Source organism: Streptomyces flaveus, assembly GCF_014647675.1.
Lineage (GTDB): Bacteria > Actinomycetota > Actinomycetes > Streptomycetales > Streptomycetaceae > Streptomyces > Streptomyces flaveus.
This window is the reverse complement of record NZ_BMPQ01000026.1, coordinates 1-22,657: the sequence shown is the minus strand read 5'-3', so window position 1 is coordinate 22,657 and position 22,657 is coordinate 1. Positions and strand designations below refer to the sequence as shown.

At 68.3% G+C, this 22,657-nt stretch carries 22 protein-coding genes and 1 pseudogene; 13 read left to right on the top strand and 10 right to left on the bottom strand.

Annotated features, from left to right (window positions below; all coding sequences use genetic code 11):
- Positions 1 to 85 precede the first annotated feature (85 nt).
- Positions 86 to 1,321, top strand: a complete 1,236-nt coding sequence (locus IEZ21_RS35200; RefSeq protein WP_189325961.1) for a glycosyltransferase family 4 protein — start codon at positions 86 to 88, stop codon at positions 1,319 to 1,321.
- 24 nt (positions 1,322 to 1,345) lie between these two features.
- Here the strand turns inward: IEZ21_RS35200 and IEZ21_RS35195 are convergent, their stop codons facing one another.
- The 3 genes from IEZ21_RS35195 to IEZ21_RS35185 form a co-directional block, all read right to left on the bottom strand.
- Positions 1,346 to 1,525, bottom strand: coding sequence for a hypothetical protein (locus IEZ21_RS35195; RefSeq protein ID WP_189325875.1), 180 nt, complete (start codon positions 1,523 to 1,525; stop codon positions 1,346 to 1,348).
- Positions 1,525 to 2,295 carry an SDR family NAD(P)-dependent oxidoreductase gene (locus tag IEZ21_RS35190; RefSeq protein ID WP_033319468.1) on the bottom strand — a complete coding sequence of 257 codons (771 nt, stop codon included), beginning with the start codon at positions 2,293 to 2,295 and terminating at the stop codon, positions 1,525 to 1,527. The genes IEZ21_RS35195 and IEZ21_RS35190 overlap by 1 nt, the downstream gene beginning before the upstream one ends.
- Positions 2,296 to 2,405: 110 nt before the next feature.
- Complete coding sequence (locus IEZ21_RS35185) at positions 2,406 to 2,744, bottom strand: YnfA family protein (RefSeq protein ID WP_189325874.1); 339 nt, start codon at positions 2,742 to 2,744, stop codon at positions 2,406 to 2,408.
- 127 nt (positions 2,745 to 2,871) lie between these two features.
- Between IEZ21_RS35185 and IEZ21_RS35180 the strand changes: the two genes are divergently transcribed.
- Entirely contained in the window at positions 2,872 to 3,372 is a 501-nt protein-coding gene (locus IEZ21_RS35180; RefSeq protein WP_189325960.1) for a MarR family winged helix-turn-helix transcriptional regulator, read from the top strand.
- A 30-nt stretch (positions 3,373 to 3,402) separates the two neighbouring features.
- On the opposite strand, the gene IEZ21_RS35175 is transcribed toward IEZ21_RS35180, so the two are convergent.
- Positions 3,403 to 4,224, bottom strand: a complete 822-nt coding sequence (locus IEZ21_RS35175; protein ID WP_189325873.1) for a helix-turn-helix domain-containing protein — start codon at positions 4,222 to 4,224, stop codon at positions 3,403 to 3,405.
- Positions 4,225 to 4,309: 85 nt separating this feature from the next.
- On the opposite strand from IEZ21_RS35175, the gene IEZ21_RS35170 reads away from it, so the two are divergent.
- Positions 4,310 to 4,939: a TIGR03086 family metal-binding protein gene (locus IEZ21_RS35170; protein ID WP_189325872.1), complete on the top strand. Its 630-nt coding sequence runs from the start codon at positions 4,310 to 4,312 to the stop codon at positions 4,937 to 4,939.
- 156 nt (positions 4,940 to 5,095) lie between these two features.
- Here the strand turns inward: IEZ21_RS35170 and IEZ21_RS35165 are convergent, their stop codons facing one another.
- Positions 5,096 to 5,953 carry a ChbG/HpnK family deacetylase gene (locus tag IEZ21_RS35165; protein ID WP_246568458.1) on the bottom strand — a complete coding sequence of 286 codons (858 nt, stop codon included), beginning with the start codon at positions 5,951 to 5,953 and terminating at the stop codon, positions 5,096 to 5,098.
- Between the two features lie 542 nt (positions 5,954 to 6,495).
- Between IEZ21_RS35165 and IEZ21_RS48675 the strand changes: the two genes are divergently transcribed.
- Positions 6,496 to 6,651, top strand: coding sequence for a hypothetical protein (locus IEZ21_RS48675; RefSeq protein WP_308429668.1), 156 nt, complete (start codon positions 6,496 to 6,498; stop codon positions 6,649 to 6,651).
- 279 nt (positions 6,652 to 6,930) lie between these two features.
- Positions 6,931 to 7,362: a hypothetical protein gene (locus tag IEZ21_RS48670; RefSeq protein ID WP_308429667.1), complete on the top strand. Its 432-nt coding sequence runs from the start codon at positions 6,931 to 6,933 to the stop codon at positions 7,360 to 7,362.
- 46 nt (positions 7,363 to 7,408) lie between these two features.
- Here the strand turns inward: IEZ21_RS48670 and IEZ21_RS35155 are convergent, their stop codons facing one another.
- A complete protein-coding gene (locus tag IEZ21_RS35155; RefSeq protein ID WP_189325871.1) occupies positions 7,409 to 8,602 on the bottom strand; it encodes an RtcB family protein in 1,194 nt (397 codons plus the stop codon).
- Positions 8,603 to 8,772: 170 nt separating this feature from the next.
- On the opposite strand from IEZ21_RS35155, the gene IEZ21_RS35150 reads away from it, so the two are divergent.
- The 3 genes from IEZ21_RS35150 to IEZ21_RS35140 all read left to right on the top strand — a co-directional run bounded on the left by IEZ21_RS35150 (position 8,773) and on the right by IEZ21_RS35140 (position 12,215).
- Positions 8,773 to 9,699, top strand: a complete 927-nt coding sequence (locus IEZ21_RS35150) for a DUF3558 domain-containing protein (protein ID WP_189325870.1) — start codon at positions 8,773 to 8,775, stop codon at positions 9,697 to 9,699.
- Between the two features lie 118 nt (positions 9,700 to 9,817).
- On the top strand, positions 9,818 to 10,669 hold the full coding sequence (locus tag IEZ21_RS35145) for a DUF3558 domain-containing protein (RefSeq protein WP_189325869.1): 852 nt from the start codon (positions 9,818 to 9,820) through the stop codon (positions 10,667 to 10,669).
- Between the two features lie 148 nt (positions 10,670 to 10,817).
- Positions 10,818 to 12,215: a DUF2637 domain-containing protein gene (locus IEZ21_RS35140; RefSeq protein WP_189325868.1), complete on the top strand. Its 1,398-nt coding sequence runs from the start codon at positions 10,818 to 10,820 to the stop codon at positions 12,213 to 12,215.
- A 101-nt stretch (positions 12,216 to 12,316) separates the two neighbouring features.
- On the opposite strand, the gene lysS is transcribed toward IEZ21_RS35140, so the two are convergent.
- Complete coding sequence (gene lysS / locus IEZ21_RS35135) at positions 12,317 to 14,062, bottom strand: lysine--tRNA ligase (protein ID WP_189325867.1); 1,746 nt, start codon at positions 14,060 to 14,062, stop codon at positions 12,317 to 12,319.
- A 595-nt stretch (positions 14,063 to 14,657) separates the two neighbouring features.
- On the opposite strand from lysS, the gene argS reads away from it, so the two are divergent.
- Positions 14,658 to 16,436 carry an arginine--tRNA ligase gene (argS, locus tag IEZ21_RS35130; protein ID WP_189325866.1) on the top strand — a complete coding sequence of 593 codons (1,779 nt, stop codon included), beginning with the start codon at positions 14,658 to 14,660 and terminating at the stop codon, positions 16,434 to 16,436.
- A gap of 76 nt (positions 16,437 to 16,512) precedes the next feature.
- Here the strand turns inward: argS and IEZ21_RS35125 are convergent, their stop codons facing one another.
- Positions 16,513 to 16,950: a peptidoglycan-binding domain-containing protein gene (locus IEZ21_RS35125; RefSeq protein WP_189325865.1), complete on the bottom strand. Its 438-nt coding sequence runs from the start codon at positions 16,948 to 16,950 to the stop codon at positions 16,513 to 16,515.
- Between the two features lie 299 nt (positions 16,951 to 17,249).
- Here IEZ21_RS35125 and IEZ21_RS35120 point away from each other — a divergent pair, with 299 nt between their 5' ends.
- From IEZ21_RS35120 to IEZ21_RS35110, 3 genes are all read left to right on the top strand, one after another.
- The gene (locus IEZ21_RS35120) at positions 17,250 to 18,113 is read left to right on the top strand and encodes a peptidoglycan-binding protein (protein WP_189325864.1); all 864 of its coding nucleotides are present in this window, start codon (positions 17,250 to 17,252) and stop codon (positions 18,111 to 18,113) included.
- A gap of 28 nt (positions 18,114 to 18,141) precedes the next feature.
- Positions 18,142 to 18,981 (top strand): helix-turn-helix domain-containing protein, encoded by an 840-nt coding sequence (locus IEZ21_RS35115; RefSeq protein ID WP_189325863.1) that lies wholly within the window; start codon positions 18,142 to 18,144, stop codon positions 18,979 to 18,981.
- A 273-nt stretch (positions 18,982 to 19,254) separates the two neighbouring features.
- Positions 19,255 to 20,181 (top strand): aminoglycoside phosphotransferase family protein, encoded by a 927-nt coding sequence (locus IEZ21_RS35110; RefSeq protein WP_189325862.1) that lies wholly within the window; start codon positions 19,255 to 19,257, stop codon positions 20,179 to 20,181.
- A gap of 21 nt (positions 20,182 to 20,202) precedes the next feature.
- Here the strand turns inward: IEZ21_RS35110 and IEZ21_RS35105 are convergent, their stop codons facing one another.
- Together IEZ21_RS35105 and IEZ21_RS35100 are read right to left on the bottom strand one after the other, a co-directional pair.
- Positions 20,203 to 21,105 carry an SAM-dependent methyltransferase gene (locus IEZ21_RS35105; RefSeq protein WP_189325861.1) on the bottom strand — a complete coding sequence of 301 codons (903 nt, stop codon included), beginning with the start codon at positions 21,103 to 21,105 and terminating at the stop codon, positions 20,203 to 20,205.
- 146 nt (positions 21,106 to 21,251) lie between these two features.
- Positions 21,252 to 21,863: a hypothetical protein gene (locus IEZ21_RS35100; RefSeq protein ID WP_246568456.1), complete on the bottom strand. Its 612-nt coding sequence runs from the start codon at positions 21,861 to 21,863 to the stop codon at positions 21,252 to 21,254.
- Positions 21,864 to 22,493: 630 nt separating this feature from the next.
- Between IEZ21_RS35100 and IEZ21_RS48030 the strand changes: the two are divergent.
- Positions 22,494 to 22,657 (top strand): annotated as a pseudogene (locus IEZ21_RS48030) (phosphotransferase); the annotation flags it as partial.

Here is a 22,657-nt window from a genome sequence, read left to right as displayed (position 1 = left end):
GGCCACCGTCTCCCAGGGACCAAGGGCAACGAGCCGCGACGGGGAAGGCACGCACCGCATGAAGCGTAGGAAGACCGCGAAACGCATGAGGATCGTGTTCCTGCTGCACAACGCTTACGCCATCGGGGGCACCGTCCGCACCACACTCAACCTCGCCGCGGCGCTCGCCGACCGGCACAGGGTCACGATCATGTCGATGTCGCGCCACCGGGACGTGCCGCGCTTCGACATCGACCCCCGCATCACACTCGTACCGCTCGTGGACACACGGGAAGGCAGCGCGGACCTCGCGGACCCCCTGCACGCGGAGCCGCCGACCGACTTCCCTTCCGCCGACAAGCGGTCCAAGCAGTACAACCGCCTCACCGACATCCGCGTACGCGACTACCTGGCGAAGAGCGACGCGGACGTCGTCATCGGCACCCGCCCCGGCATCAACGTCTACGTCTCCCGCTTCGCCCCGCCCCGCGCCCTGCGCATCGGCCAGGAACACCTGAGCCACGATGCGCACAGCAAGAAGCTGCGGGCCGTACTGGCCGAGGAGTACGGCGAGTTGGACGCGCTCGTGACCACGACGAAGGCGGACGCGAAGGTGTACCGGAAGCGGATGCCGCTGCCGGGCGTACGGGTCACGGCCGTGCCGAACATCGTGCCGGCGCCACGCGACGTGGCCCCCTCCACCGGGGACGCGAAGGTGATCGCGGCGGCGGGGCGGCTCGTTCCCGGCAAGCGGTTCGACCTGCTGATCGAGGCGTTCTCGGCGGTCGCCCCGAAGGAGCCGGAGTGGCAGCTGCGGATCTACGGCGGCGGGGCCCAGAAGGAAAACCTCCAGTCACTGATCGACGGCCACGGCCTGACCGGCCGCGCCCAGCTCATGGGCCCGCGCACCCCCATCGAGGCGGAGTTCGCCCAGTCCTCGCTCGTGGTCAGCGCCTCGGACGCGGAGTCGTTCGGGATGACACTCGTCGAGGCGATGCGCTGCGGCGTACCCGTCATCAGCACGGACTGCCCCCTCGGCCCCGCCGAGATCATCACCTCGGGCGTCGACGGCCGCCTCGTCCCCATGGGCGACACCCGCGCCCTCTCGGAGGCGATGCTCGACCTGATCGCGGACGAGTCCGGTCGGCAGGAGATGGGGCGGGCGGCGCTGGCGAGCGCGCATCGGTACGACGCCGAGCCGATCGTCGCGCGCTATGAGGGCTTGTTCGGGGAACTGCGGGATGCGCGGCGCAAGGCCAGGATCGAGCAGTGGAAGCGGAAGGCTCGTCGAGTGGTTCCGGGGCAGGGCGGGCGCTCCGAGGCGACTGCTTCGCGTGCGTGACCGTCAATCTCGCGTACGTGGCGCCTACTTCGCATGCATGACCGCAAAGATCATGACGAACGCCACGATGTGGATGCCGAAGAGGAAGTACGCCAGATACCACCAGACGTAGCGTTCGTTCTTCTTCTCCTGGGCCAGACGGCGCTTTTCCGGGGAGTCGGGAGAGTCCGGGGACTCGGCGGAGACGTCCTGAGAGTCGGGCATCACAACTCCCTGTGGACCTTCGTGTTGGAAGCCTGGGCCCGGGGGCGGATGACCATGAGGTCGATGTTGACGTGAGAAGGGCGGGTGACCGCCCAGGCGATCGTGTCGGCCACGTCGTCGGCGGTCAGCGGCTCGGCCACGCCCTCGTAGACCTTCGCCGCCTTCTCCTCGTCGCCGCCGAAGCGGGTAAGGGCGAACTCGTCCGTCCTGACCATGCCGGGAGCGATCTCGATGACGCGCACCGGAGTGCCGACAATCTCCAGACGGAGCGTCTCGGCGAGTACGTGAGCGCCGTGCTTGGCGGCCACGTAACCGGCGCCGCCCTCGTACGTGCCATGGCCCGCGGTGGACGACAGCACGACCACCGTGCCGTCGCCGCTCGCCGTCAGCGCCGGGAGCAGGGCCTGGGTGACGTTGAGCGTGCCGATGACGTTCGTCTCGTACATCTGGCGCCAGTCCGCCGGGTCACCCGTCGCGACCGGGTCGGCACCGAGCGCGCCGCCCGCGTTGTTGACCAGCACACCGATGGTCTTGAAGGCTGTGGCGAACTCGTCCACCGCCGCGCGGTCGGTGACATCGAGCGCGTACGCCGCCGCCTGGTGGCCCGCCGCGTTGAGCTCCTCCGCCAGCGCCTCGATACGGTCCTTACGGCGGGCCGTGAGGACCACCCGGTAACCCGCCGCCGCCAGCTGCCGCGCCGTCGCGGCCCCGATGCCGCTGCTCGCGCCGGTGACGACAGCGATACGGGAGTTGGGGGCGGGGGCGGTCATGGGCTGCTCCTCGGGCGGGCGTACGGGTTCGCGCTCTCTCGCGCGAGTCGGCGTTCGAATCCCCGCCAGGATAGGCAGACAGCCACACCCTCAGGCCAGCAGCGCCCCTCTCAGCCGCCTCCCCGGGGCGCGTACATGATCACGGCCATTCCGGCGAGGCAGACCAGAGCGCCGATCACATCCCACCGGTCGGGCCGGAAGCCGTCCGCGACCACGCCCCAGGCGAGCGAACCGGCGACGAAGACTCCGCCGTACGCGGCGAGAATGCGGCCGAAGTTCGCATCGGGCTGGAGGGTGGCGACGAAGCCGTACGCGCCGAGGGCCATGACCCCGGCACCGATCCACAACCAGCCGCGGTGCTCGCGTACGCCCTGCCAGACCAGCCATGCGCCGCCGATCTCGAAGAGTGCGGCGAGAACGAAGAGGGCGGCGGAACGGGCGACGAGCATGCGTGCAGCTTCGCACGGGGCGAGAGCGTGCCGACGGGCCGGTTCCGTCACCTGTTCGCGGGGCTTGTCGGGGGTACCCGGTGGGATACATCCCCGTATGACCCTCTCCAGGTCCATGCCCATGTCCATGTCCAGGTCCGGCACAACCACCGATGCGCGGCGCAGCCGTCTGCTCTCCGAGCTGGCCACCGAGTCACGCCGCTGCATGGCCCTGTACGCCCTCTTCAACCAGGCCGTCGCCGACCAGCTGAACCTGCACCCCACGGACCTCCAGTGCCTCAACCTGCTCAGCCTGGAGAGGGGGCCGGTCACGACCGGACACGTCGCCGAGCTGACAGGCCTTACGACCGGATCGGCGACGCGGCTCGTGGACCGGCTGGAGCGGGCCGGGTACGTCGTACGGCAGCGGGACGCCGGCGACCGGCGACGCGTACTCGTGGCGACCGTGCCCGAGAAGGCCGAGGAGTTCGGCCGGATGTGGCGGCGGCTGAGCGGCGACTGGTACGCCCTCCTCGAGGAACTCGGGGACGACGAACTCGCCCTGCTCATCGGTCACATGAGGCGGACGGTGGAGTTCACGGCGACACAGACCGCCCGGTTGCGGGGCGCTCCGCTGGAGGAACGGTGACGAACCTGCGGACCTGTGGGGGCTGGTCCCTTACGGGGCGCCGCCCTGCGCATACGCCGCCGGAGGCACCCCCACCGTCGACGTGAAGTCGCGTACGAGGTGGGCCTGGTCGGCGTAGCCGAGGTCGGCGGCGAGGGCGGCCCAGTCGATGTCCCGCCGGGTGCCGGCCAGCTCCAGGGCCTCGTGGATCCGGTAACGGAGGATGATCCACTTCGGGCTGACGCCGACGTACGCCGCGAAGAGCCGTTGCAGCGCCCGTACCGACATGCCCTCGGCGCGCGCGAAGTCGGCCACGCGGCGGATCGAGCGGTCGGTGCGGATGCGGTCGACGAGGGTCATCGCGAGGTCGGCCTGCGGGTCGGGCCCCGGGGCGAGTGAGAGCAGGAACGCGTCGAGGGCCGCGACCCGTGCGTCCTCGTCATCGGGCGTGAGTACGGCCTCGACGGCGCCCGCGGTCGAGAGAGCCGAGGGGAAGACCTCGTCCAGCGGCAGGCGCCTGCCCGTCCACTCCGTCAGCGCGTGCCCCGGCGCGAAGGGCCGGAAGCCGCCCGGCCGGAACTGCACGCCGCACACGCGCCCCCGCGCCTGAAGCTTCTGCGTGAACAGCTCCAGGCCGATCCCCGCGACCTCGCCGAACGGCTCACGCCCGGTGAAGGCCTGGAAGACGACGTTCACGGAGGGGTGCGGGACGACGTGGGACGCGTACGGCGCGGGCAGGTCCCAGTCGATCAGCCAGTAGTGCTCCAGATACGGGCGCAGCGGCTCGGCGGGTTCGCGGCGCCGAAAGCGGACGCGGGAGAACAGCTCGGCGGCGTCGACGATGCCTCGCGTGTCACGTCGGGGAACGGCCATGGCCGGATCGTATGACGTCCGCAGCGGCTGAGGGCTGTCGCGTTTCTTCAAGCCGCCGGGGAGGGGGCGTACGTACGGTCACGGTATGACCTACGAGATCAACGAGATCAGTGAGACCAATGCCGGTGTGCCCTCACTCGGTGATCTGCTCGGCACGGCCGCCGCCCAGGCCGTGCCCGTCGTGCGGGCCATCCCGGACGCGGCCCTCACCCATCCGACGCCGTGCGCCGATTACGACGTGAAGGCACTGGTCAACCACCTCTTCCATGTGGTCGTGGAGTTCCGGGAGCTGGCCGCCAGGAAACCGGCGGACTTCACCAGTACGCCCGACCGGGTCGGAGCGGGCGACGACTGGCGGGACGGGTTCGCGGAGGCGGCGGCGCGGCTGGTCGAGGCCTGGTCACAGCCGGGGGTCGAGGAGGGGACCACGGGGGCCATGGGGCTGCCTGCGCGGACGGTCGGCTGCCTGGTGCTGCTCGATCTGACGGCGCACGTCTGGGACCTGGCACGGGCGACCGGCCAGGAGTACCGGCCGGATCCGGAGGGCGCCGGTGTCCTGCACACACTCGGCGAGACCGTGGCCGAAATGGCGCCCACGGCCCGGCAGATGGGCATGTTCGCCGAGCCGGTACCCGTACCGGAGGGCACGAACGCCTTCGACCGACTGCTGGCGAAGACGGGCCGCGACCCACGCTGGGCCCGGACCGGGCGGTAACGGGGGCGGGCACCGGGCGGACCATCACCGAGGCACCAGGCCGCGAATTCGCGACGGCTGCCCTCGGGAGCCGGGGGAGGCAAGTCGGGAAAGTGTGACACTTCCGCGGGAAGTGTCACACTTTCCCGACGACGGGTCCTGGCCATCCGTCCATGACTAACGCCCGCCCGGTCGGCGGCTCCCTGACCACCACTCCTGAACACCCCGGTAGTCGATCACGAAGACCCCCTCCTCCCGCAGGAGTTCACGAGCTTCGGTCGACATCAGAAACTCATGGTCGGTCTGCCGCACACGCCACCCCCCGGGCTCGACCACCCGCGACTCCGCGTCCCCCACCCCGGGATGCACCGCCCACTCACTGAGCCCGACCGGCAACTCCCGCAGCAACCGGGCATACCGAGCCGCCTTGCCATCAAGCCCCAGCGAGAAGCTGTCGAGGAAGTCGTTGTCGGTGACCGGCAGCCCACGCACCCTCCGCCGCCCGGCCTCACCCCAGACCCGTACAGCCAGCCCGTACTCGCCGGCCAACGCCAAGGTCAACTCGAAAATGTCCTCCCGCCCACCATCGGCCAGGCAATGCCAGTCCAGATGAGTAGGCACCAACCCGGCCTCCAGCACAACTTCGACCTGCGCCCGGAACTCGACCTCGACCTCCTCGATCCGAGCCCGCCCAAGCAACTCGTCACACCTGCCCGGCGAAAACAACTCCCCCGCCTCATCGAGCAACGACCCCACCCGCCCCTTCGAGGCAACCGGCCCCCACGCACCCTCCCGCTCCGCCTCACACACCAATGTGAGATGTATCCCGAACGGAATCCCCGGCCGCTCCCGCAGCAACTGCATCGCCTCTCCGGCCCCAGGACACGGCACCATCAGGCTGCAAGAACTCCCGATCCCGCCCTCGATCGCCTCGACGACGGCGACATTGATCCCGCGACGCATCCCGAAGTCATCGCAGTTGACGATGAGGACACGGGCGCCGGCGGGAAATCCCAACAACTCACTGGACAGCACGACGGGTTCAGTCACCCCCGCAGTGTGAACTCCACGGACGAAAACACGCTCGCGATTTACGCGGCCACGCGTGCGTGCCGAGGTGGTGTCCACAGATGTGGTGTTGCGGAGGCGGGACGTGGGGGTGGGTCAGTGGACGCGGTGGTGGGCCCTGGGCGTGCTGAGTCCCACAGCGTGAGCACATCTCCCCGCCGTGTTCACGCATCGCGCATTTGAACGCCCGAAGGACACACACCCCCTCACCGTTCACGCTTTCTGCGGGGCAGGGGTCATGAGCCCGCGACGCGTGTACGCCCTGGGGTTGTACGTCCGCATGGGACTGTCCGGACAATCGCCCCGCCAGCGGTACGTCACTTCCGCAGACGCCCGCGCGGGGCGACAAGAAGCGCATCGCATAACCCACAAGGGTGAACCGGATGGATCACCCATACGGGACCTGAACTCCCGATCTAGGCTCGCGCCACAACATCAAAAACGACGGCCCTCGGCCGGGACCGGCATCCCAACCGAGGGCCTGACCATCAAGGAAGGCCTACTTCCCCATGGCTGAACGCGAGCCTAACGCGCACCAATTCACGCTGGACGACGCCCTCGGCGTCGACACGACGGGGTTCATGGACCTCGAAGACCCCAACTACGCCTACATGTTTGGCTTCTTGCAGGCCGATGGGCACCTCTCCCAGCAGTCAAGACAATGAGGTCGACTGACCGTCGAGATCAACGCGCAAGACATTGGTCTCCTACGGGAGTTTCAGAAGCTGACGCCGTACAACAGCAGCATCACCGAACGCACTCGATCCACCAACTTCGCGGCCACCTACCACTCAGCCGTCTGGAGCCTGCACTCACTCGAAGCCAGGACCAAGCTCAACGAACTCGGCCTGCCATACGGTCGCAAGTCGAAGAAGATCACGCCCCCACGTGTCGAGTTCTCACGCCGCGACTACCTCCGCGGCGTCATCGACGCCGACGGCTCGGTGGGGTACACGAGCAAGGGCGTTCCCTTCATCTCTCTGACCACGGCCAGCACAGCCATCGGCGCTTACTTGTGCTTCTACGCAAGGAAGATCACGGGCGCCGAACGCCACCCGCGGCCCAACCAGCGGGACGGCGTCTACAACATCACGTACTCGGGTAAGGCTGCCCATGCCTTGAGCGGACATCTCTATTACTCGGGCTGCCTGTCTCTGAAGCGCAAGCAGTCAGCTGCCGATAGCGTCGCGAACTGGGTTCGCCCGACTGGCTGGAAGCCAGGGCCAGAGCGGATCCAATGGACTTCGGAAAAGGACAAGATCCTGCTCTCCGCACCAACAATCGACGACGCCTGCGCCGAGTTGGGCCATTCCCAGAACGCGTGCCGAGCACGGCTCACGAAGCTGCTCGACGGCATGGTGCCGCTACCCAAGTAAGCAGCACTGCGGAGTGAGGCCCATGCGTCGAGCCCCACCGACGTGGCTAGCCCTTCACACACACGACCTGCTTCAGCTTCGCCACGACCTCCACGAGGTCGCGCTGCTGATCGATGACCTGCTCGATTGGCTTGTACGCGCCCGGGATCTCGTCCACGACGCCCGAGTCCTTGCGGCACTCGACACCCCGCGTCTGCTCCTCCAGGTCCTTCGTCGAGAAGCGACGCTTCGCCGCGTTGCGGCTCATGCGCCGACCGGCGCCGTGCGAGGCCGAGTTGAAGGACTTCTCGTTGCCGAGGCCCTTCACGATGTACGAGCCGGTGCCCATCGAGCCGGGGATGATGCCGTACTCACCGGAGCCCGCACGGATTGCCCCCTTGCGGGTCACCAACAGGTCCATACCGTCGTACCGTTCCTCGGCAACGTAATTGTGATGAGCGCTGATCTCCGGCTCGAAGGTCGGCTTCGCCTTCTTGAACTCCTTGCGGACCACGTCCTTCAGGAGCGCCATCATGAGCGTGCGGTTGTGCTTCGCGTACTCCTGCGCCCAGAACAGGTCGTTACGGTACGCGGCCATCTGCGGTGTGTCCGCAATGAAGACGGCAAGGTCACGGTCGACCAGACCCTGGTTATGCGGGAGCTTCTGAGCAATGCCGATGTGATGCTCGGCCAGTTCCTTGCCGATGTTCCGGGAGCCGGAGTGCAACATCAGCCAGACAGAACCGGCGGTATCCGTACAAACTTCAACAAAATGATTCCCCCCGCCGAGTGTCCCCATCTGCTTGGTCGCCCGCTCCTGGCGGAACTTCACAGCGTCAGCAACACCATCGAACCGCCCCCAGAAGCCATCCCACCCCGCAGTAGCGAGCCCATGCAGCCGCCCCGGGTCAACCGGATCGTCATGCATTCCGCGCCCCACAGGGATCGCCTGCTCAACCTTCGACCGAAGCCGCGACAGATCCCCCGGCAGATCATTAGCCGTCAGCGACGTCTTCACCGCCGACATCCCGCACCCGATGTCGACTCCGACCGCCGCAGGACACACAGCCCCCCGCATCGCGATGACCGACCCGACCGTCGCGCCCTTCCCGTAGTGCACGTCCGGCATCACTGCCAGCCCTTTGATCCACGGCAGCGTGGCGACGTTCTGGAGCTGCTGGAGGGCTACGTCCTCGACCGACGCCGGGTCCGTCCACATGCGGATCGGGACCTTCGCTCCCGGTACCTCTACGTATGACATAACGTCCTCATTCCCCCGTAAGACAAACAAAGTTCGGGCATCGCAAATACCGGTGGCAAGGTCTACGAAAGGGGTGACCGACCGGCGTTCACAGCCGTGCGTGCGATAGACATTGTGGTCATCGGCCGCCTTCGGGCGGCAAGCGAATAAGCAGAGCGAGAGGAGCCCCCGTGCAGCGGAAGGCGTACGTATTCGGCGTCGCCGCGCTCCTCGTGGCGACGGTGACGCTGGCCGGCTGCACCGGTTCGGACGGCGGTGAGGAGCCGCCGGACTCGAAGCAGGACGGTTCGGGTACGACGGCCAGTGCGGCGGAGCCCGGCCGGTATCGCACGCTGCCGGAGCCGTGTGGTGCCGTCGAGCGGGGCACGCTTGATTCGCTGTTGCCGGGGCTCAAGCAGGTCACGGACGCGGAGCAGCGGGAGGAGGCGTATGCGGGGGCGCCGACGCTGACGTATGACACGGACCGGAAGGTCGGCTGTCGTTGGACGGCGGAGGCGGCGAGCGCGACGGATCGCTTGTGGGTGGACTTCGATCGTGTGACCGCGTACGAGAACGCCGTGAGCGATGACAGTCGCGCCTCGGAGCTCTATGCGGCGAAGGAGGAGGTGGCGGATCTGCCCGTACCTGTTCCGTCCGAGAGTGCCTCTCCGACCACGACCCCGAGCGCGGATGAGTCCGGCGCGTCGGACGAAGCGGCGGACGAAGCGACGGGCGGCGCGGCAGGCGATACGGCTGGCGACCCGTCAGGCGATGCGACAGGCGGCGCGGACGACGGTGCGGATGACGGCGACGGCGGCGCTCCCGCCCCCACCGACGACCCGAGCGCCACGTCGAGCTCCACCCCCTCCCCCAGCGAAACCCCTGCCGCTCTCCAGCCCCGCACTCTCGACGATCTCGGCGACGAGGCCTTCTTGGACGATGCGCTGAGCGCTTCTCGGCAGCGCACGGTGACTGTGGTGTTCCGCACGTCCAATGTGATCGTGACGATCCGGTACGACGAGCAGCCGACGAGTGCGACGGACGTCCCGAGCAGCGAGGACATGCAGAAAAAGGTGCGGGAACTGGCGGGCCGGCTCGACGACACGTTGAACGAGTAGTGGTCGTCTCGGGGTCGTGAGGCTGGGCGGAATGGAAGTCACATCCGTCTCGTACGGCGTACCGTGGCCCCTCGGACCCGACCGCACGCACACAAAACGCGTCTTGAGTGAAGGAACCATGCACCGACCCGCACGACTCACCCGCATCCTTGTCAGCGCAGCCGTTGTTCCGGTGGTGCTCGTCGCCGCAGGCTGCTCCTCGGATTCCGGTTCCGACTCCGGATCCGGTGGTTCCGCGAAGAAGGACTCCGGCGCGAAGGCGTCTGCTTCCGCCTCGAAGGCGGCGGTGGTGAAGGAGGCCGCGTACGCGCAGTTGCCTCAGCCGTGCAAGGTGTTCTCGTCGAAGACTCTGGGCGAGCTGGTGCCGGAGGCCTCCAAGTCCGGCAAGGAGGGCAGGTCGGACGACACGGCGACGCGTGGCAGCTGTTCGTGGGACAGCCTGGAGGACAAGGGCGTGAAGGGTTCCCAGTTCCGCTGGTTGAGCGTGTCCCTGTTGCGCTTCGAGTCGGACCAGACCCGGGGTACGGGCGAGAAGCTGGCGTCGACGTACTACGCCGATCAGGTTCAGGACGCGAGCGCGGAGACCGGTGCGACGAACGCCAAGTCCGAGCCGGTGTCCGGTATGGGCAGCGAGGCGACGTCGGTGAGTTACGACCTGAAGAAGAAGGAAGGCACCTTCAGGCAGCAGGTGGTCGTGGCCCGGGCCGAGAACATCGTGGTGTCGGTGGATTACAACGGCGCGGGTCTCGCGGGTGACAAGACCCCGAGCGCGGAGGATCTGTCGAAGGCGGCGCTGAAGGCGGCGAAGGAGGCCGTGGAGGCGGTGGTGACCGCCAATCAGGGCGGCGGTTCGGGGTCGGGTTCCGGCTCCGGAGCGAGCGCGAGTCCGAGCAAGGGCGCGAGCGAGACCCCGACCAAGGATGCCAAGCCTTCCGCCTCGCCCAGCAAGTCTCCGGCGAAGAAGGACTGAGAAGAGGGGCCGAAGGGGCGGTTCCGCCGTATACCGAAGCCGTACCGAAGCGGCGGCGGCGCCCTTCTTGCAACCCGTAGGCCGCACGCGTGTGCCACCCTGTTCCGCGCAACACGTCGCAACATGTCGCAAAGGGAGAGGAGTACGGGTGGCCGCGCCAATGGAGCTCACCAGGACGCACCGGATCCTCATCGGGGTCGTCGTCTTCGGGGCGGTCGTCATCGCTGCCATCGGCTTCGCCGGTTCGTACGCGGCGGTGCGCGAACTCGCGCTGGAGAAGGGTTTCGGGAACTTCAGTTACGTGTTCCCGATCGGCATCGACGCGGGCATCTGCGTCCTGCTGGCCCTGGATCTGCTGCTGACCTGGATCCGTATCCCGTTCCCGTTGCTGCGTCAGACGGCGTGGCTGCTGACGGCGGCGACGATCGCGTTCAACGGCGCCGCCGCCTGGCCGGATCCGCTGGGTGTCGGTATGCATGCGGTCATCCCGATCCTGTTCGTGGTCTCGGTGGAGGCGGCTCGGCATGCGATCGGCCGGATCGCGGACATCACGGCCGACAAGCACATGGAGGGCGTACGGCTCACCCGCTGGCTCCTCTCCCCCATTCCGACCTTTCTCCTGTGGCGTCGGATGAAGCTGTGGGAGCTGCGTTCGTACGACGCGGTGATCAAGCTGGAGCAGGAACGTCTCGTCTACCGGGCGCGCCTCCGCTCCCGTTACGGCCGCGCCTGGCGCCGTAAGGCTCCGGTGGAGTCCCTGATGCCGCTGCGTCTGGCGCGCTATGGCGTGCCGCTGGCCGAGACCGCGCCTTCGGGTCTCGCGGCGGCGGGCATAGAGCCGGTACTGCTGCCTCCGGCGCCGCGCCAGTCGGACCTGGAGCTGGAGCGGGCCGACCGGGCAGTGGACACGGCGGCTCCCCGGCGCGAGCAGCGCCCCGACCTCGAGGGCGCTCCCGCTCCGGAGCAGCTGGAGTACGCGCAGGAAGCACCCCAGCCCGACCAGAACCCGTGGTTCAAGCCCCCGCAGCAGGAGGTCTCCTACGAAGGCGGCTACGACCCGTCGTACGAGCCCGAGGAGCAGCAGTACGAGGGCCGGCAGAACGACGAGCGATGGTACGAGGCCCAGCAGGTCCAGGATTTCCAGCAGGCTCAGGAGTTCCAGGAATTCCAGCAGGCTCATCAGGTCCAGCAGGTCCAGGAGTACGAGCCCGGTCCTGAGGACACGGGCAGTTGGCGGATCCCGTCGGGCCCGGGTGGCCGTACGCGGCAGCTGGGCGAGGGTGGCGGTCCTCCGGAGTCCGAGCAGCTTCCGATCCCGGGGCGGCGTGAGGAGCCCAGGCTGCCGGACGACATGTCCCGCGAGGACGCGTACTACCAGGTGTTCCGTCAGTCGATCAACGGTCAGGGTCTGCCTACGACGAAGGAGTTCGGCGCGAACATCGAGGCCGCGTACGGTGTCTCGCTCAGCGACAGCTCTCTCAAGCGCTACATGAACCGTTTCCAGAACCGCCTGAACGCGGAACTGGAGGAGGACCACATCGCGTAGCCGTCGTCGTCTGTACGTGTCTGGGGCCCCGACCTTGCCGATATGCGGCTACCGCCGCGTGGCTCCGGGGCCCCAGACACGTATCACCAGCTCTCCGACGCTTACGCGCCGAGCAGCTTCCGTACCCGGTCCGCCCCCACGGCGAGCAGCAGCGTGGGCAGCCGGGGGCCGGTGTCGCGGCCTACGAGGAGGTGGTAGAGCAGCGCGAAGAACGAACGCTGGGCGGACTTGATCTCCGGCGGCAGTTCCTTGGGCGTGGCGTCCGGGGGGAATCCGGCCTGGACCTTGGGTACGCCGTACACGAGGTGGGTCAGCCCGTCGAGGGACCAGTTCGAATCGAGTCCGTCCATCAGCAGCCGGAGCGATTCGCGGGCCTGGTCGTCGAGGGACTTCAGGAGTTCGACGTCCGGCTCGTGACGGACGACGGTGCGCTGCTCGGCCGGTACCTGGGTGTTGATCCACGCCTCGGCCTTGTCGTATCGCGGCCGTACTTCGTCGAGTGAGGCGAGCGGGTTGGTGGGGTCGAGGTCGCTGAGGATGCGCAGGGCCTGGTCCTCGTGGCCTGCGGTGATGTCGGCGACGGAGGCGAGTGTGCGGTACGGCATGGGCCGCGGGGTCTTCGGGAGTTCGCCTGCGGCGGTCCGTACGGCGCGGGAGTGGGCGGCGATGTCGGCGGGCAGGGCGGTGCTGTCGGCGACCTTGGCGTTCAGCTTGTCCCACTCGTCGTAGAGCCGCTGGATCTCCTGGTCGAAGGCGATCTTGAAGGACTGGTTGGGGCGGCGGCGGGCGTACAGCCAGCGCAGCAGCTGCGGCTCCATGATCTTCAGGGCGTCGCCCGGCGTGGGCACGCCGCCGCGGGAGGACGACATCTTCGCCATGCCGCTGATCCCCACGAACGCGTACATGGGGCCGATCGGCTGCTTGCCGCCGAAGATGCTGCCGACGATCTGTCCGCCGACCTGGAAGCTGGAGCCGGGGGACGAGTGATCGACGCCGGAGGGCTCGAAGACAACGCCCTCGTACGCCCAGCGCATCGGCCAGTCGACCTTCCACACCAGCTTGCCGCGGTTGAACTCGCTGAGCCGGACGGTCTCGGAGAAGCCGCATTCGGTGCAGGTGTACGTCAGCTCGGTGATGTCGTCGTCGTACGCCGTGACCGTGGTGAGGTCCTTGTTGCAGCCGCCGCAGTAGGGCTTGTACGGGAAGTACCCGGCGGACCCGGTCCCGTCGTCCTCGGCGGCGGCCCCCGACCCCTCGGCGGCTTCGAGCTCGGCTTCGTCGACGGGCTTCTGCCCCTGCTTCTTGCCGGTCGGGGCCTTCTTGGTCCGGTACTGGTCGAGGATCGCGTCGATGTCCGCCCGGTGCCGCATGGCGTGCAGGATCTGTTCGCGGTAGACGCCACTCGTGTACTGCTCGGTCTGGCTGATCCCGTCGAACTCGACGCCCAGCTCGGCCAGGGCGTCGATCATGGCGGACTTGAAGTGCTCGGCCCAGTTGGGGTGGGGGGAGCCCTTGGGAGCGGGCACGGAGGTGAGCGGGCGGCCGATGTGCTCGGCCCACGACTCATCGATCCCGGGGACGCCGTTCGGCACCTTGCGGTACCGGTCGTAGTCGTCCCAGGAGATGAGGTGCCGGACTTCGTACCCGCGCCGCCGGATCTCGTCGGCGACGAGGTGCGGCGTCATTACCTCCCTCAGGTTCCCCAGGTGGATGGGCCCGGAGGGGGAGAGCCCGGACGCGACGACGACAGGTTTGCCCGGGGTCCGACGCTCCGACTCCTCGATGACCTCATCCGCGTAACGGGAGACCCAGTCGGTGGTCTCGGTGCTCTGACCCACGATCGGCACGTCCTTCTTTCCTCAGGGTTTCGCCATCGCCCGGCGCGACGTTGTTCCGCCGGGCTGACCATCCCATTCTCCCAGCTCCGCCACCATCCACGAAAACGCCTTTTCACGGCCCCCGTCCCTGGGGCTTCGCCCCAGACCCCACCAGGGGCTGCGCCCCTGGACCCCCATCGGCCTGAACGGCCTCGTCCTCAAGCGCCGGACGGGCTGATTGATGCCGGCCTGGGCTGCAAAGTGCCCCCTGGGCAAGGATCCGCTTGGGCAGCGGAAGCTCAGCTGCGGAATTCAGCCCAGGTCCGCGGAAAATCAGCCCCTCCGGCGTTTGAGGAGCGGGGGCCCGGGGGCTGGCCCCCGAAACGGGGTCCGGGGCGAAGCCCCGAGGGGGGCCCGGGGGCTCCGCCCCCAGCGGGGCTCTGGGGCCGGCCCCAGGGATGATGGGGGTCCCCCCGCTCGAGCGAAGCCGAGAGTGGGGGAGGGTAGGGGCGGCGGGGGCGAAAACACCCCGCCCAACCCACCCGCGCGCACAAAAAACCCCTTTACCCCCCATGGGATACTGGCAACATCCACCCGCACCCAAGACGAGAACGGCACCCACCCCATGGCCTCGGTCACGTCCCTCACCGCCCACGTCCACCAGCGCCTGGCGGCCGCGCTCACGGCTGCCCTCCCGGCGGCCGGCGCCGACACCGACGTCGACCCCCTGCTGCGACGGAGCGACCGAGCCGACTTCCAGGCCAACGGAATCCTGGCGCTGGCGAAGAAGGTGAGGGCCAATCCGCGCGAGCTGGCGAGCAGTGTCGTCGAGCGGGTCGTGAGCGGTGACGTGATCAAGGGCATCGAGGTGTCGGGCCCCGGCTTCCTCAACATCACGATCACGGACAGGGCGATCGTCGAGAACCTCGCGCAGCGCGCGACGGACCCGGTGGCCCGCCTCGGCGTGCCGTACGCCGAGAACCCCGGCACCACGGTCATCGACTACGCCCAGCCGAACGTGGCGAAGGAGATGCACGTAGGCCATCTCCGTTCCGCGGTCATCGGCGATGCCCTGGTCCAGATCCTGGAGTTCGTCGGCGAGACGGTCGTACGCAGGCACCACATCGGTGACTGGGGCACCCAGTTCGGCATGCTCATCCAATACTTGATCGAGCACCCTCACGAGCTCGATCACAAGGACAGCGAGGTCTCCGGCGAGGAGGCCATGTCGAACCTGAACCGTCTCTACAAGGCGTCCCGCACGCTCTTCGACTCCGACGAGGCGTTCAAGACGCGGGCGCGCCGCAGGGTGGTCGACCTTCAGGCGGGCGATCCGGAGACTCTGGCGCTGTGGCAGAAGTTCGTGGACGAGTCGAAGATCTATTTCTTCTCGGTCTTCGACAAGCTGGACATGGACATCCGGGACCCGGACATCGTCGGCGAGTCGGGTTACAACGACATGCTGAACGAGACGTGCCGCCTGCTGGAGGAGTCGGGCGTCGCGGTCCGCTCGGAGGGCGCGCTGTGCGTGTTCTTCGACGACATCAAGGGCCCGGACGGCAACCCGGTCCCGCTGATCGTGAAGAAGTCGGACGGCGGCTACGGCTATGCGGCGACGGACCTCTCCGCGATCAGGGACCGCGTTTTCAACCTGAAGGCGAACACCCTGCTGTACGTGGTGGACGCACGCCAGTCCCTGCACTTCAGGATGGTCTTCGAGACGGCGCGCAGGGCGGGCTGGCTGAACGGCGACACAAAAGCCGTACAGCTGGCGTTCGGCACGGTCCTCGGCAAGGACGGCAAGCCGTTCAAGACGCGTGAGGGCGAGACCGTACGGCTGGTGGACCTGCTGGACGAAGCGATCGACCGCGCCACGGCCGTCGTACGGGAGAAGGACACCCAGGGTCAGCTGTCCGAGGAGGAGATCGCCGAGCGCGGTGCGCAGGTCGGCATCGGCGCGGTGAAGTACGCGGACCTGTCGACGTCCGCGAGCCGCGACTACAAGTTCGACCTGGACCAGATGGTGTCGCTGAACGGCGACACGAGCGTGTATCTGCAGTACGCGTACGCGCGTATCCAGTCCATCCTGCGCAAGGCGGGCTCCGCCGAACCGGCCGCGCACCCGGAGCTCGAACTGGCCGACGCCGAGCGGGCCCTGGGCCTGCACATCGACCGGTTCGCGGAGACGCTCGCGGAGGCCGCCGCCGAGTACGCGCCGCACAAGCTGACGGCGTACCTGTACCAACTGGCGGCCCTGTACACGTCGTTCTACGACAAGTGCCCGGTCCTGAAGGCGGACACCCCGGCCCAGGTCGAGAACCGCCTGTTCCTGTGCGACATCACGGCCAGGACCCTCCACCAGGGCATGGCCCTGCTGGGCATCAGGACGCCCGAGCGGCTCTGACGCCCGACGGAACCGCGGCCCGTCCTCTCCCCCGAGGGAGGACGGGCCGCGGTGTTTCGTGCGGTCGGCCAGGTACTTACAGGGCGCTGGCGAACCGCTTGAACGCGGCCTTGGTCCCGTCTCCGGCGATGCCGTCGATCCGGCCGGTGTACTCCCAGCCGCCGTACTTCAGCAGGCGCTGCAGCGCCTTCACCGTTTCGGGTCCGACCACCCCGTCGATCTCGCCGCCGTACTCCCACTGCTGGAGCATGCGCTGCATCGCCTTCCAGCTTGCGGTGCCCAGCTGCCCGTCGATCGGGCCGGTGTAGTTCGCCAGCCACACCTGGAGCTTCTTGGCTTCCCCGGTGGTCAGGCCGAGGTTGTTCACCGCGAGCGGCGTGACGGCCCCGGCGCTCGCCACCGCCTTCGTGTCCTGCGCGGGTGCCGCGAAGCTGGTGCCGGCGGCCGTCAGGCTTCCGCCGGCGATCCCGACGACGGCGGCGATGCTGACGAGCGTCCTGGTCATGGCTCGCATTTCGTTTCCCCTTCCGATGGGCGGAGCCGACCGCACCGGCCGGCTCGGAAACGAGACTGCGGGGCGGGGGAGAGGAGTCGCCACAGTTGCCGCAGAAGTGACGTCACGGCGGGACGTCCCATGCGCTGACCTGCGAGGTTGTTGTCTGCCGAGTCGGTACGGCGGGACGGCTGTGGCGGGCGGTGGCCGATTCCGTACGGGTGTGGGAACCGCTGTCCGGTGTGGGCCGTGGTTGCCGATGCAGAATGCGATGGGGAACGGGGTCCCGGACCAGGGACCGCAAACGCGAGTGGGGGAACATGCCGCGTTGGAAAGAGCTGCCCACCGAACTTGATCCGCGCGTCCGCCAGTTGGTGGTGCGCCTGCGTCGGCTGAAGGACCACAGCGGGCTGACCATGCGGCAGTTGGCCGCGAAAACGGGGTACAGCGCGAAGTCGTGGGAACGGTATCTGGGCGGAAGGTCGCTGCCGCCCCGGGAGGCCGTCGAGGCGATGGCCCGGATCGAGGGCGACGATCCGACACGGCTGCTCGCGCTGCACGAGGTCGCCGCCGAGGCCTGGGGAGACAGACGGGGAGCCGCATCCGCACCGGAAGCACCCAGGACAACCGAAGCAACAGGAACCGCCGAAACGGCGGAAGCGGTGGAAGCGACCACGGCCGTGCCGGAGAGCCTGTCGGCCGGGACCAAGAAGGCGCGGCTGCACATACCTTCACCGCGCGTCGCGCTCGTGGCGGGCGCGTTGACCCTGGTGGTAGCCGCTTCCGCGGCGGTCCTGGTGGTTACACGGCCCGCGGACGGCGCGGGCAGAGCGGCGGCGGACTCCCTCTCCCCGTCCGCCGCGGCAGCGTCGTCGCGGTCGAAGCCCACGTACGCCTGCCGGGTGGAGCGGATCGACGACCACTGGTACGCGGGCAACAGCCGCACCCAGGACGCCCTCCTGGCGTACGGCCACGCCGGGCCGAAGGTGGCCGAGGCACAGTGCCTGCTACGCCGGGCGGGCATATCGCCGGGGAAGATCGACGGGATCTACGGTCCGCTGACGCAACGCGCGGTCAAGATCATCCAGAAGCGGGCCGGGTTGCCCAACGACGGCCTCGTCGGCCCGCACACCTGGAAAGCCCTCCGGACCGGCCCGCAGGCCTGGAAAGCCCACCAGGGATGACAGGGGGACGACACGGAATGACACCGGGATGACTGGGCCGACGCCGTCACCGGAACGCGCACGACTGGCCGCCGCGCTACGGGAGTTGAAGGTATGCACGGGCCTGAGCCTGGCCGGTCTGGCGGAGCGGACCGCGTACAGCAAGTCGTCCTGGGACCGCTACCTGGGCGGCAAGGCGCTGCCGCCACGCCAGGCGGTGCAGGACCTGTGCCGTCTTGCCCGCGAACCGGACAGTCGGTGCCTCGCGCTGTGGGAGATCGCGGAGTCGGGGTGGAGCGGGCGCGGGACGGACGGGACGGGTACGGGTACGACGTCGATCCCGGCCCCGACCTCAGCCCCAACTCCGCAGGAGGACACACGTACCGGTCACAAGCGTGCGGTCATGGCCGTCCTCGCGTCGGTGTGTGCCGTGGCCGTCGGAAGCGTGACGGTGGCCCTCCTTCTTCTGCCGCGCCAGGACGCCGAACCGCGGTCGTCCCGGTCCCCCTCCCCGGCATCGTCCGCTCCCGGACCCCGCTGTCGGGGAAACACCTGTGAGGGCCAGAACCCGAGCCACATGTACTGCCACGATGCGGACACCCTCGCCACGCGTCGCACGGCCACCGGGGCTTGGATGCAACTGCACTACAGCGAGAAGTGCGAGGCCAGTTGGGCCCGGACGTGGAGTACGCGCATCGGCGACCGGCTGGAGATGACGGCGGGCGGTCCCGTCCGCAGCGCCGACATCACGGATGACATCGACACGGAGTCCTACGTCTTCACCGACATGGCCGCGACTCGCCCCGGAACGACTGTCCGGGCCTGTCTCCTGTCCGGGGCGAGCGGCAAAAAGGAGTGCGTAAGCGCTCCGCTGGAAGCACAGCGATGAACCTGCGGGCCAGTGAGGGCCGGCCGCTCCCCCACTCTCGGCTGCACCGCACATCGCCTTGCTCTCTCGAAGCTCTCTCGAAAAGGCACGGCAAGTCATGGCAAGTCATGGCCAAAGGTTGAAGTGTCTGATCTTGTCCCGGAGTATGCGATGCTGCGGGGCGGCGCAGGCCCTCGACCGAGGAACCTCACCTCCGAGGGACCCCAACTGCGGGGAAACAAAGCCCTGTTGATCGCTTTGGATCGATTTGGATCGCTAGCTGGGAGAGCACCCATGCTGCCACTCGTGGAGACCGGCGAGGAGCTGGACGCAGTCGTCCGCGACGAGGCGCTGCTGCGCCCCGCCGTCGCGGACCTGTGTGAACGACTCGGCCTGGCCGGGCAACGGATCGTCCGCTTCGAGGAGGGTTCGCTGCCGGTGTACGCCATCGGTGAGGCGCACGTGGTCAAGCTGTATCCCGCGTTCGAGCAGAACGAGTGCGTACGTGAGGAGAAGGTGCTCAGCCACCTGTACGGCAGACTCCCGGTTTCGACACCGCAGTTGCACTCGGCGGGCGCGTACAAGAACGGCTGGCACTACGTCCTGATGTCCCGTCTGCCCGGTGTGGACCTCGATCAGGAGTGGCCGCGGATCCCTTCCGCGGACCAGGACCGGATCATCACGGAGGCCGCCGAGGCCCTCGCCGCGCTGCACGCCCTGGACCCGGCACCGATCGCGGCCGCCGTGGGCCCGGCGGACTGGCGCACGCTGATCGCCGCGCAGCGGGCGCAGGCAGTCGAGCAGCAACGGGCCGTCGGCCTCTCACCGGCGTGGCTGGAACAGATCCCCTGGTTCCTGGACACGGTCCCGCTGCCGCCTCCGCCGCGACGCGTGCTCCTGCACACCGAGTTCACGCGCCAGCACCTGACGGTGGACCCCCAAGGCCGGCGCCTGACCGGCCTGTTCGACTTCGAACCGGCCATGATCGGTGACCCGGCGTACGACTTCGTCGGCGCGGGCCTGTTCCTGACGAGCTGCGACCCACGCCTGTTCAAGCGGTTCTACGACGCGTACGGCCGCCCCCCGTTCAATCCCCGCACCCTCATGGCGTACGCCCTCCTGCACATCTACAGCAATCTGCCCTGGTGCCTCCGCGAACTCCCCGCCCCGCCGAAGCCGACGCTGGACGCGCTCGCGGAGACGTGGTTCAGCACGTACTGACGGCGCCCCGGCCCTCTGCCTTTATGCCTTGCGGCCGGCCGCCGCGTAGACGTTGATGTCGGCGTCCGTCACGTCGTTGATGTCCCGGTAGCGGATCTTCTCGATGTCGTCGAGGGTCTCGAAGTCGGCCGGGGCCGCGGCTTCGGGGGCGGGCGCCGGGCTGGGGTGCCAGTGGTGGACGGGGACGACACCGGGCTCGTCGAGCTGCACGCCGGGCGTCTCGGTGAAGAACCGCTCGACCTCGTCCTTGGAGCGGAGCACGAACGTGAACCCGCGCTCGGTGTACGTCCGCTGCACCGCGCGGATCTTGTCCGGGTTGAGGTCCTCGGTGATGTGGCTGAGTACGAGACGGCTCCCGGACGGCAGCGCGTCCATCAGCTCGCGTACGACCGGGTAGGCCTCCTCGTCCTCGACGAAGTGCAGGATCGCCACCAGCGCGAGCGCGATCGGCTCGTCGAAGTCGAGGGTCTTCGCGGCCAGTTCGAGGATCTGCGCGGGGTTCTTGAAGTCCGCGTCGATGTAGTCCGTACGCCCCTCGGGCCCACTGGTCAGCAGGGCGCGCGCGTGCGCGAGTACCACCGGGTCGTTGTCGACGTACACGACCCGCGACTCGGGGATGATCCGCTGGGCGATCTGGTGGACGTTCTCGGCGGTCGGCAGCCCCGTGCCGATGTCGAGGAACTGCCGGATGCCGTCCTCCTGGACCAGCCGGGTCACGGCCCGCCGCATGAAGTCACGGTTGTGCCGCACATCGAGGTAACCGCGCGGGTTGGCCGCGAGCGCCGCGGCCGCGGCGGCGCGGTCGGTGGGGTAGTTGTCCTTGCCCCCGAGGAAGACGTCGTAGACGCGTGCCGGGTGCGCCTTGGTGGTGTCGATCCGCCTCCTCAGCCCGGCGGGGTCCTGGCTGAGAGCATCACTGCTCATGGAGACCTTCCCTCTTCAGTTCATCAGAACGCAGCTCATCAAATCGGCAACAACCTAACTCCTGGGGCGACTTGATGGTGCCCGGCCGCTGCGCTCGGCTTGGGCGGGGTTCCGGTGCGAGCCGCTGACCGCCGTACGGAGGTCAGTCACACCGGCAGGTCGTACTCGATGCCTCGGCGGCGGCGGACATGGCCGCGCCAGCCCGCAAGGACCACCATCAGGGTCCACGTCACCGTGCCGCCGATCAGGCCGTCCAGCCGTCCCGAGGCATCCACCTCGTCCGCTTCCTCCATCGGCACCTCGCCCTGCGGGTCACTGATGACGTCGAGCCGGTCGCCCACTTTTGGAGCCCAAGCGTCGCCGTTGTACTCCAGCTTCTCCTCGAGCTCGCTTCCGTCCTTGCCCCGAAGGGTGAAGCGGTGGTTGTCGCTCGATGTACCGGCGGCGCTGTCGGCCACGATGACAACGCTCTCGCGCACTCCGCGCTGCTCCAGGGCTGCTTCGGGGGCGTACTGGACGGCCCCGACGAGGACGAACAGGGAGGGCACCGCGGACAATACGGCCAGCCACGCGGCGCGGTGGAGCAGGATCAGCGCCACGGCGAAGAGGATGCAGAGAGGCACCCCGGCCATGATGGGAACCGCCTTCATCCCCAGAGCCAGGTATGCGACCCACGTGGTGCCTGCCGCAGACGCCCACCCGAACACCATCACCGCGGCCGTACGCCGCACCGACTTCCACGGATTGACGACCGGCATGCCCATCCTGCTGAGTGGCGTGATCCGGCTGCTTCGTATGCCCCCGGCCATCATGCTCCCTGTCATCCCCACCGCTGTGTGCCCACTCCGTTGCACCTGGCCGCTGGCACGCTACAGGCCGTCAGGCAGCCGAAGCGATCTGGGTCGGGTTGCGCGCGTTCCAGACAAGCACTTCGCAAAAGGGTGAACATCCAGGGGGAGTTTGCCCTTCAGGCGCTCAAACGAGCGACGCGTGAACACGACGAGGAGAAATGCTCACGCCGTGGACTGCACACCCCCAGGACCCACCACCGCGCCCACTGACCCGCCGCCACGTAGGACACCTTCCGCCGTCTTCACGAGTACGACTGGTTCCGGCGCGAGGTGCGGCAGCCAGTTGACGACCAAGCACTGCACAGATCTTCTCTGAACCAGGCCCTGGACGAGTGGAGTTCACTCAGGGTGATCGCGTGCCTGCCCTCGCGACCGCGGTGTATCCGTTACTGATCAATGAGTGCCTGTGTCAGATGCCGACATGCCGGCCGAGATATCGAATGCGTCGAGAAAACCGGTCGACAGGCGAGGTCGCGACCTACTGTGATGGCCCCAGACTGCCCGCCGCACGGAGCGGGCCGACCGCAGGAGCTGCTCTTGGCGACCGGGAGAACCGCGGACATCCATCCCGCGATCGATGCCGCACTGGCCAGGCGCCTGGTCGATACGCGGTTCCCGCAGTGGGCCGAACTGCCCCTCGAGTTACTTGATCCGGCCGGCTCGGACCATGTGATCCACCGGCTGGGGGAGGAGCTGTCTGT

What these genes read in the sequence shown, in the direction of transcription:
- IEZ21_RS35200 (WP_189325961.1), top strand. Translation starts at nt 86, where the DNA reads ATGAGGATCGTGTTCCTGCTGCACAACGCTTACGCCATCGGGGGCACC.
- IEZ21_RS35195 (WP_189325875.1), bottom strand. Translation starts at nt 1,525, where the DNA reads ATGCCCGACTCTCAGGACGTCTCCGCCGAGTCCCCGGACTCTCCCGAC.
- IEZ21_RS35190 (WP_033319468.1), bottom strand. Translation starts at nt 2,295, where the DNA reads ATGACCGCCCCCGCCCCCAACTCCCGTATCGCTGTCGTCACCGGCGCG.
- IEZ21_RS35185 (WP_189325874.1), bottom strand. Translation starts at nt 2,744, where the DNA reads ATGCTCGTCGCCCGTTCCGCCGCCCTCTTCGTTCTCGCCGCACTCTTC.
- IEZ21_RS35180 (WP_189325960.1), top strand. Translation starts at nt 2,872, where the DNA reads ATGTCCAGGTCCGGCACAACCACCGATGCGCGGCGCAGCCGTCTGCTC.
- IEZ21_RS35175 (WP_189325873.1), bottom strand. Translation starts at nt 4,224, where the DNA reads ATGGCCGTTCCCCGACGTGACACGCGAGGCATCGTCGACGCCGCCGAG.
- IEZ21_RS35170 (WP_189325872.1), top strand. Translation starts at nt 4,310, where the DNA reads ATGACCTACGAGATCAACGAGATCAGTGAGACCAATGCCGGTGTGCCC.
- IEZ21_RS48675 (WP_308429668.1), top strand. Translation starts at nt 6,496, where the DNA reads ATGGCTGAACGCGAGCCTAACGCGCACCAATTCACGCTGGACGACGCC.
- IEZ21_RS35155 (WP_189325871.1), bottom strand. Translation starts at nt 8,602, where the DNA reads ATGTCATACGTAGAGGTACCGGGAGCGAAGGTCCCGATCCGCATGTGG.
- IEZ21_RS35145 (WP_189325869.1), top strand. Translation starts at nt 9,818, where the DNA reads ATGCACCGACCCGCACGACTCACCCGCATCCTTGTCAGCGCAGCCGTT.
- argS (WP_189325866.1), top strand. Translation starts at nt 14,658, where the DNA reads ATGGCCTCGGTCACGTCCCTCACCGCCCACGTCCACCAGCGCCTGGCG.
- IEZ21_RS35125 (WP_189325865.1), bottom strand. Translation starts at nt 16,950, where the DNA reads ATGCGAGCCATGACCAGGACGCTCGTCAGCATCGCCGCCGTCGTCGGG.
- IEZ21_RS35120 (WP_189325864.1), top strand. Translation starts at nt 17,250, where the DNA reads ATGCCGCGTTGGAAAGAGCTGCCCACCGAACTTGATCCGCGCGTCCGC.
- IEZ21_RS35115 (WP_189325863.1), top strand. Translation starts at nt 18,142, where the DNA reads ATGACTGGGCCGACGCCGTCACCGGAACGCGCACGACTGGCCGCCGCG.
- IEZ21_RS35110 (WP_189325862.1), top strand. Translation starts at nt 19,255, where the DNA reads ATGCTGCCACTCGTGGAGACCGGCGAGGAGCTGGACGCAGTCGTCCGC.
- IEZ21_RS35105 (WP_189325861.1), bottom strand. Translation starts at nt 21,105, where the DNA reads ATGAGCAGTGATGCTCTCAGCCAGGACCCCGCCGGGCTGAGGAGGCGG.
- IEZ21_RS35100 (WP_246568456.1), bottom strand. Translation starts at nt 21,863, where the DNA reads ATGCCGGTCGTCAATCCGTGGAAGTCGGTGCGGCGTACGGCCGCGGTG.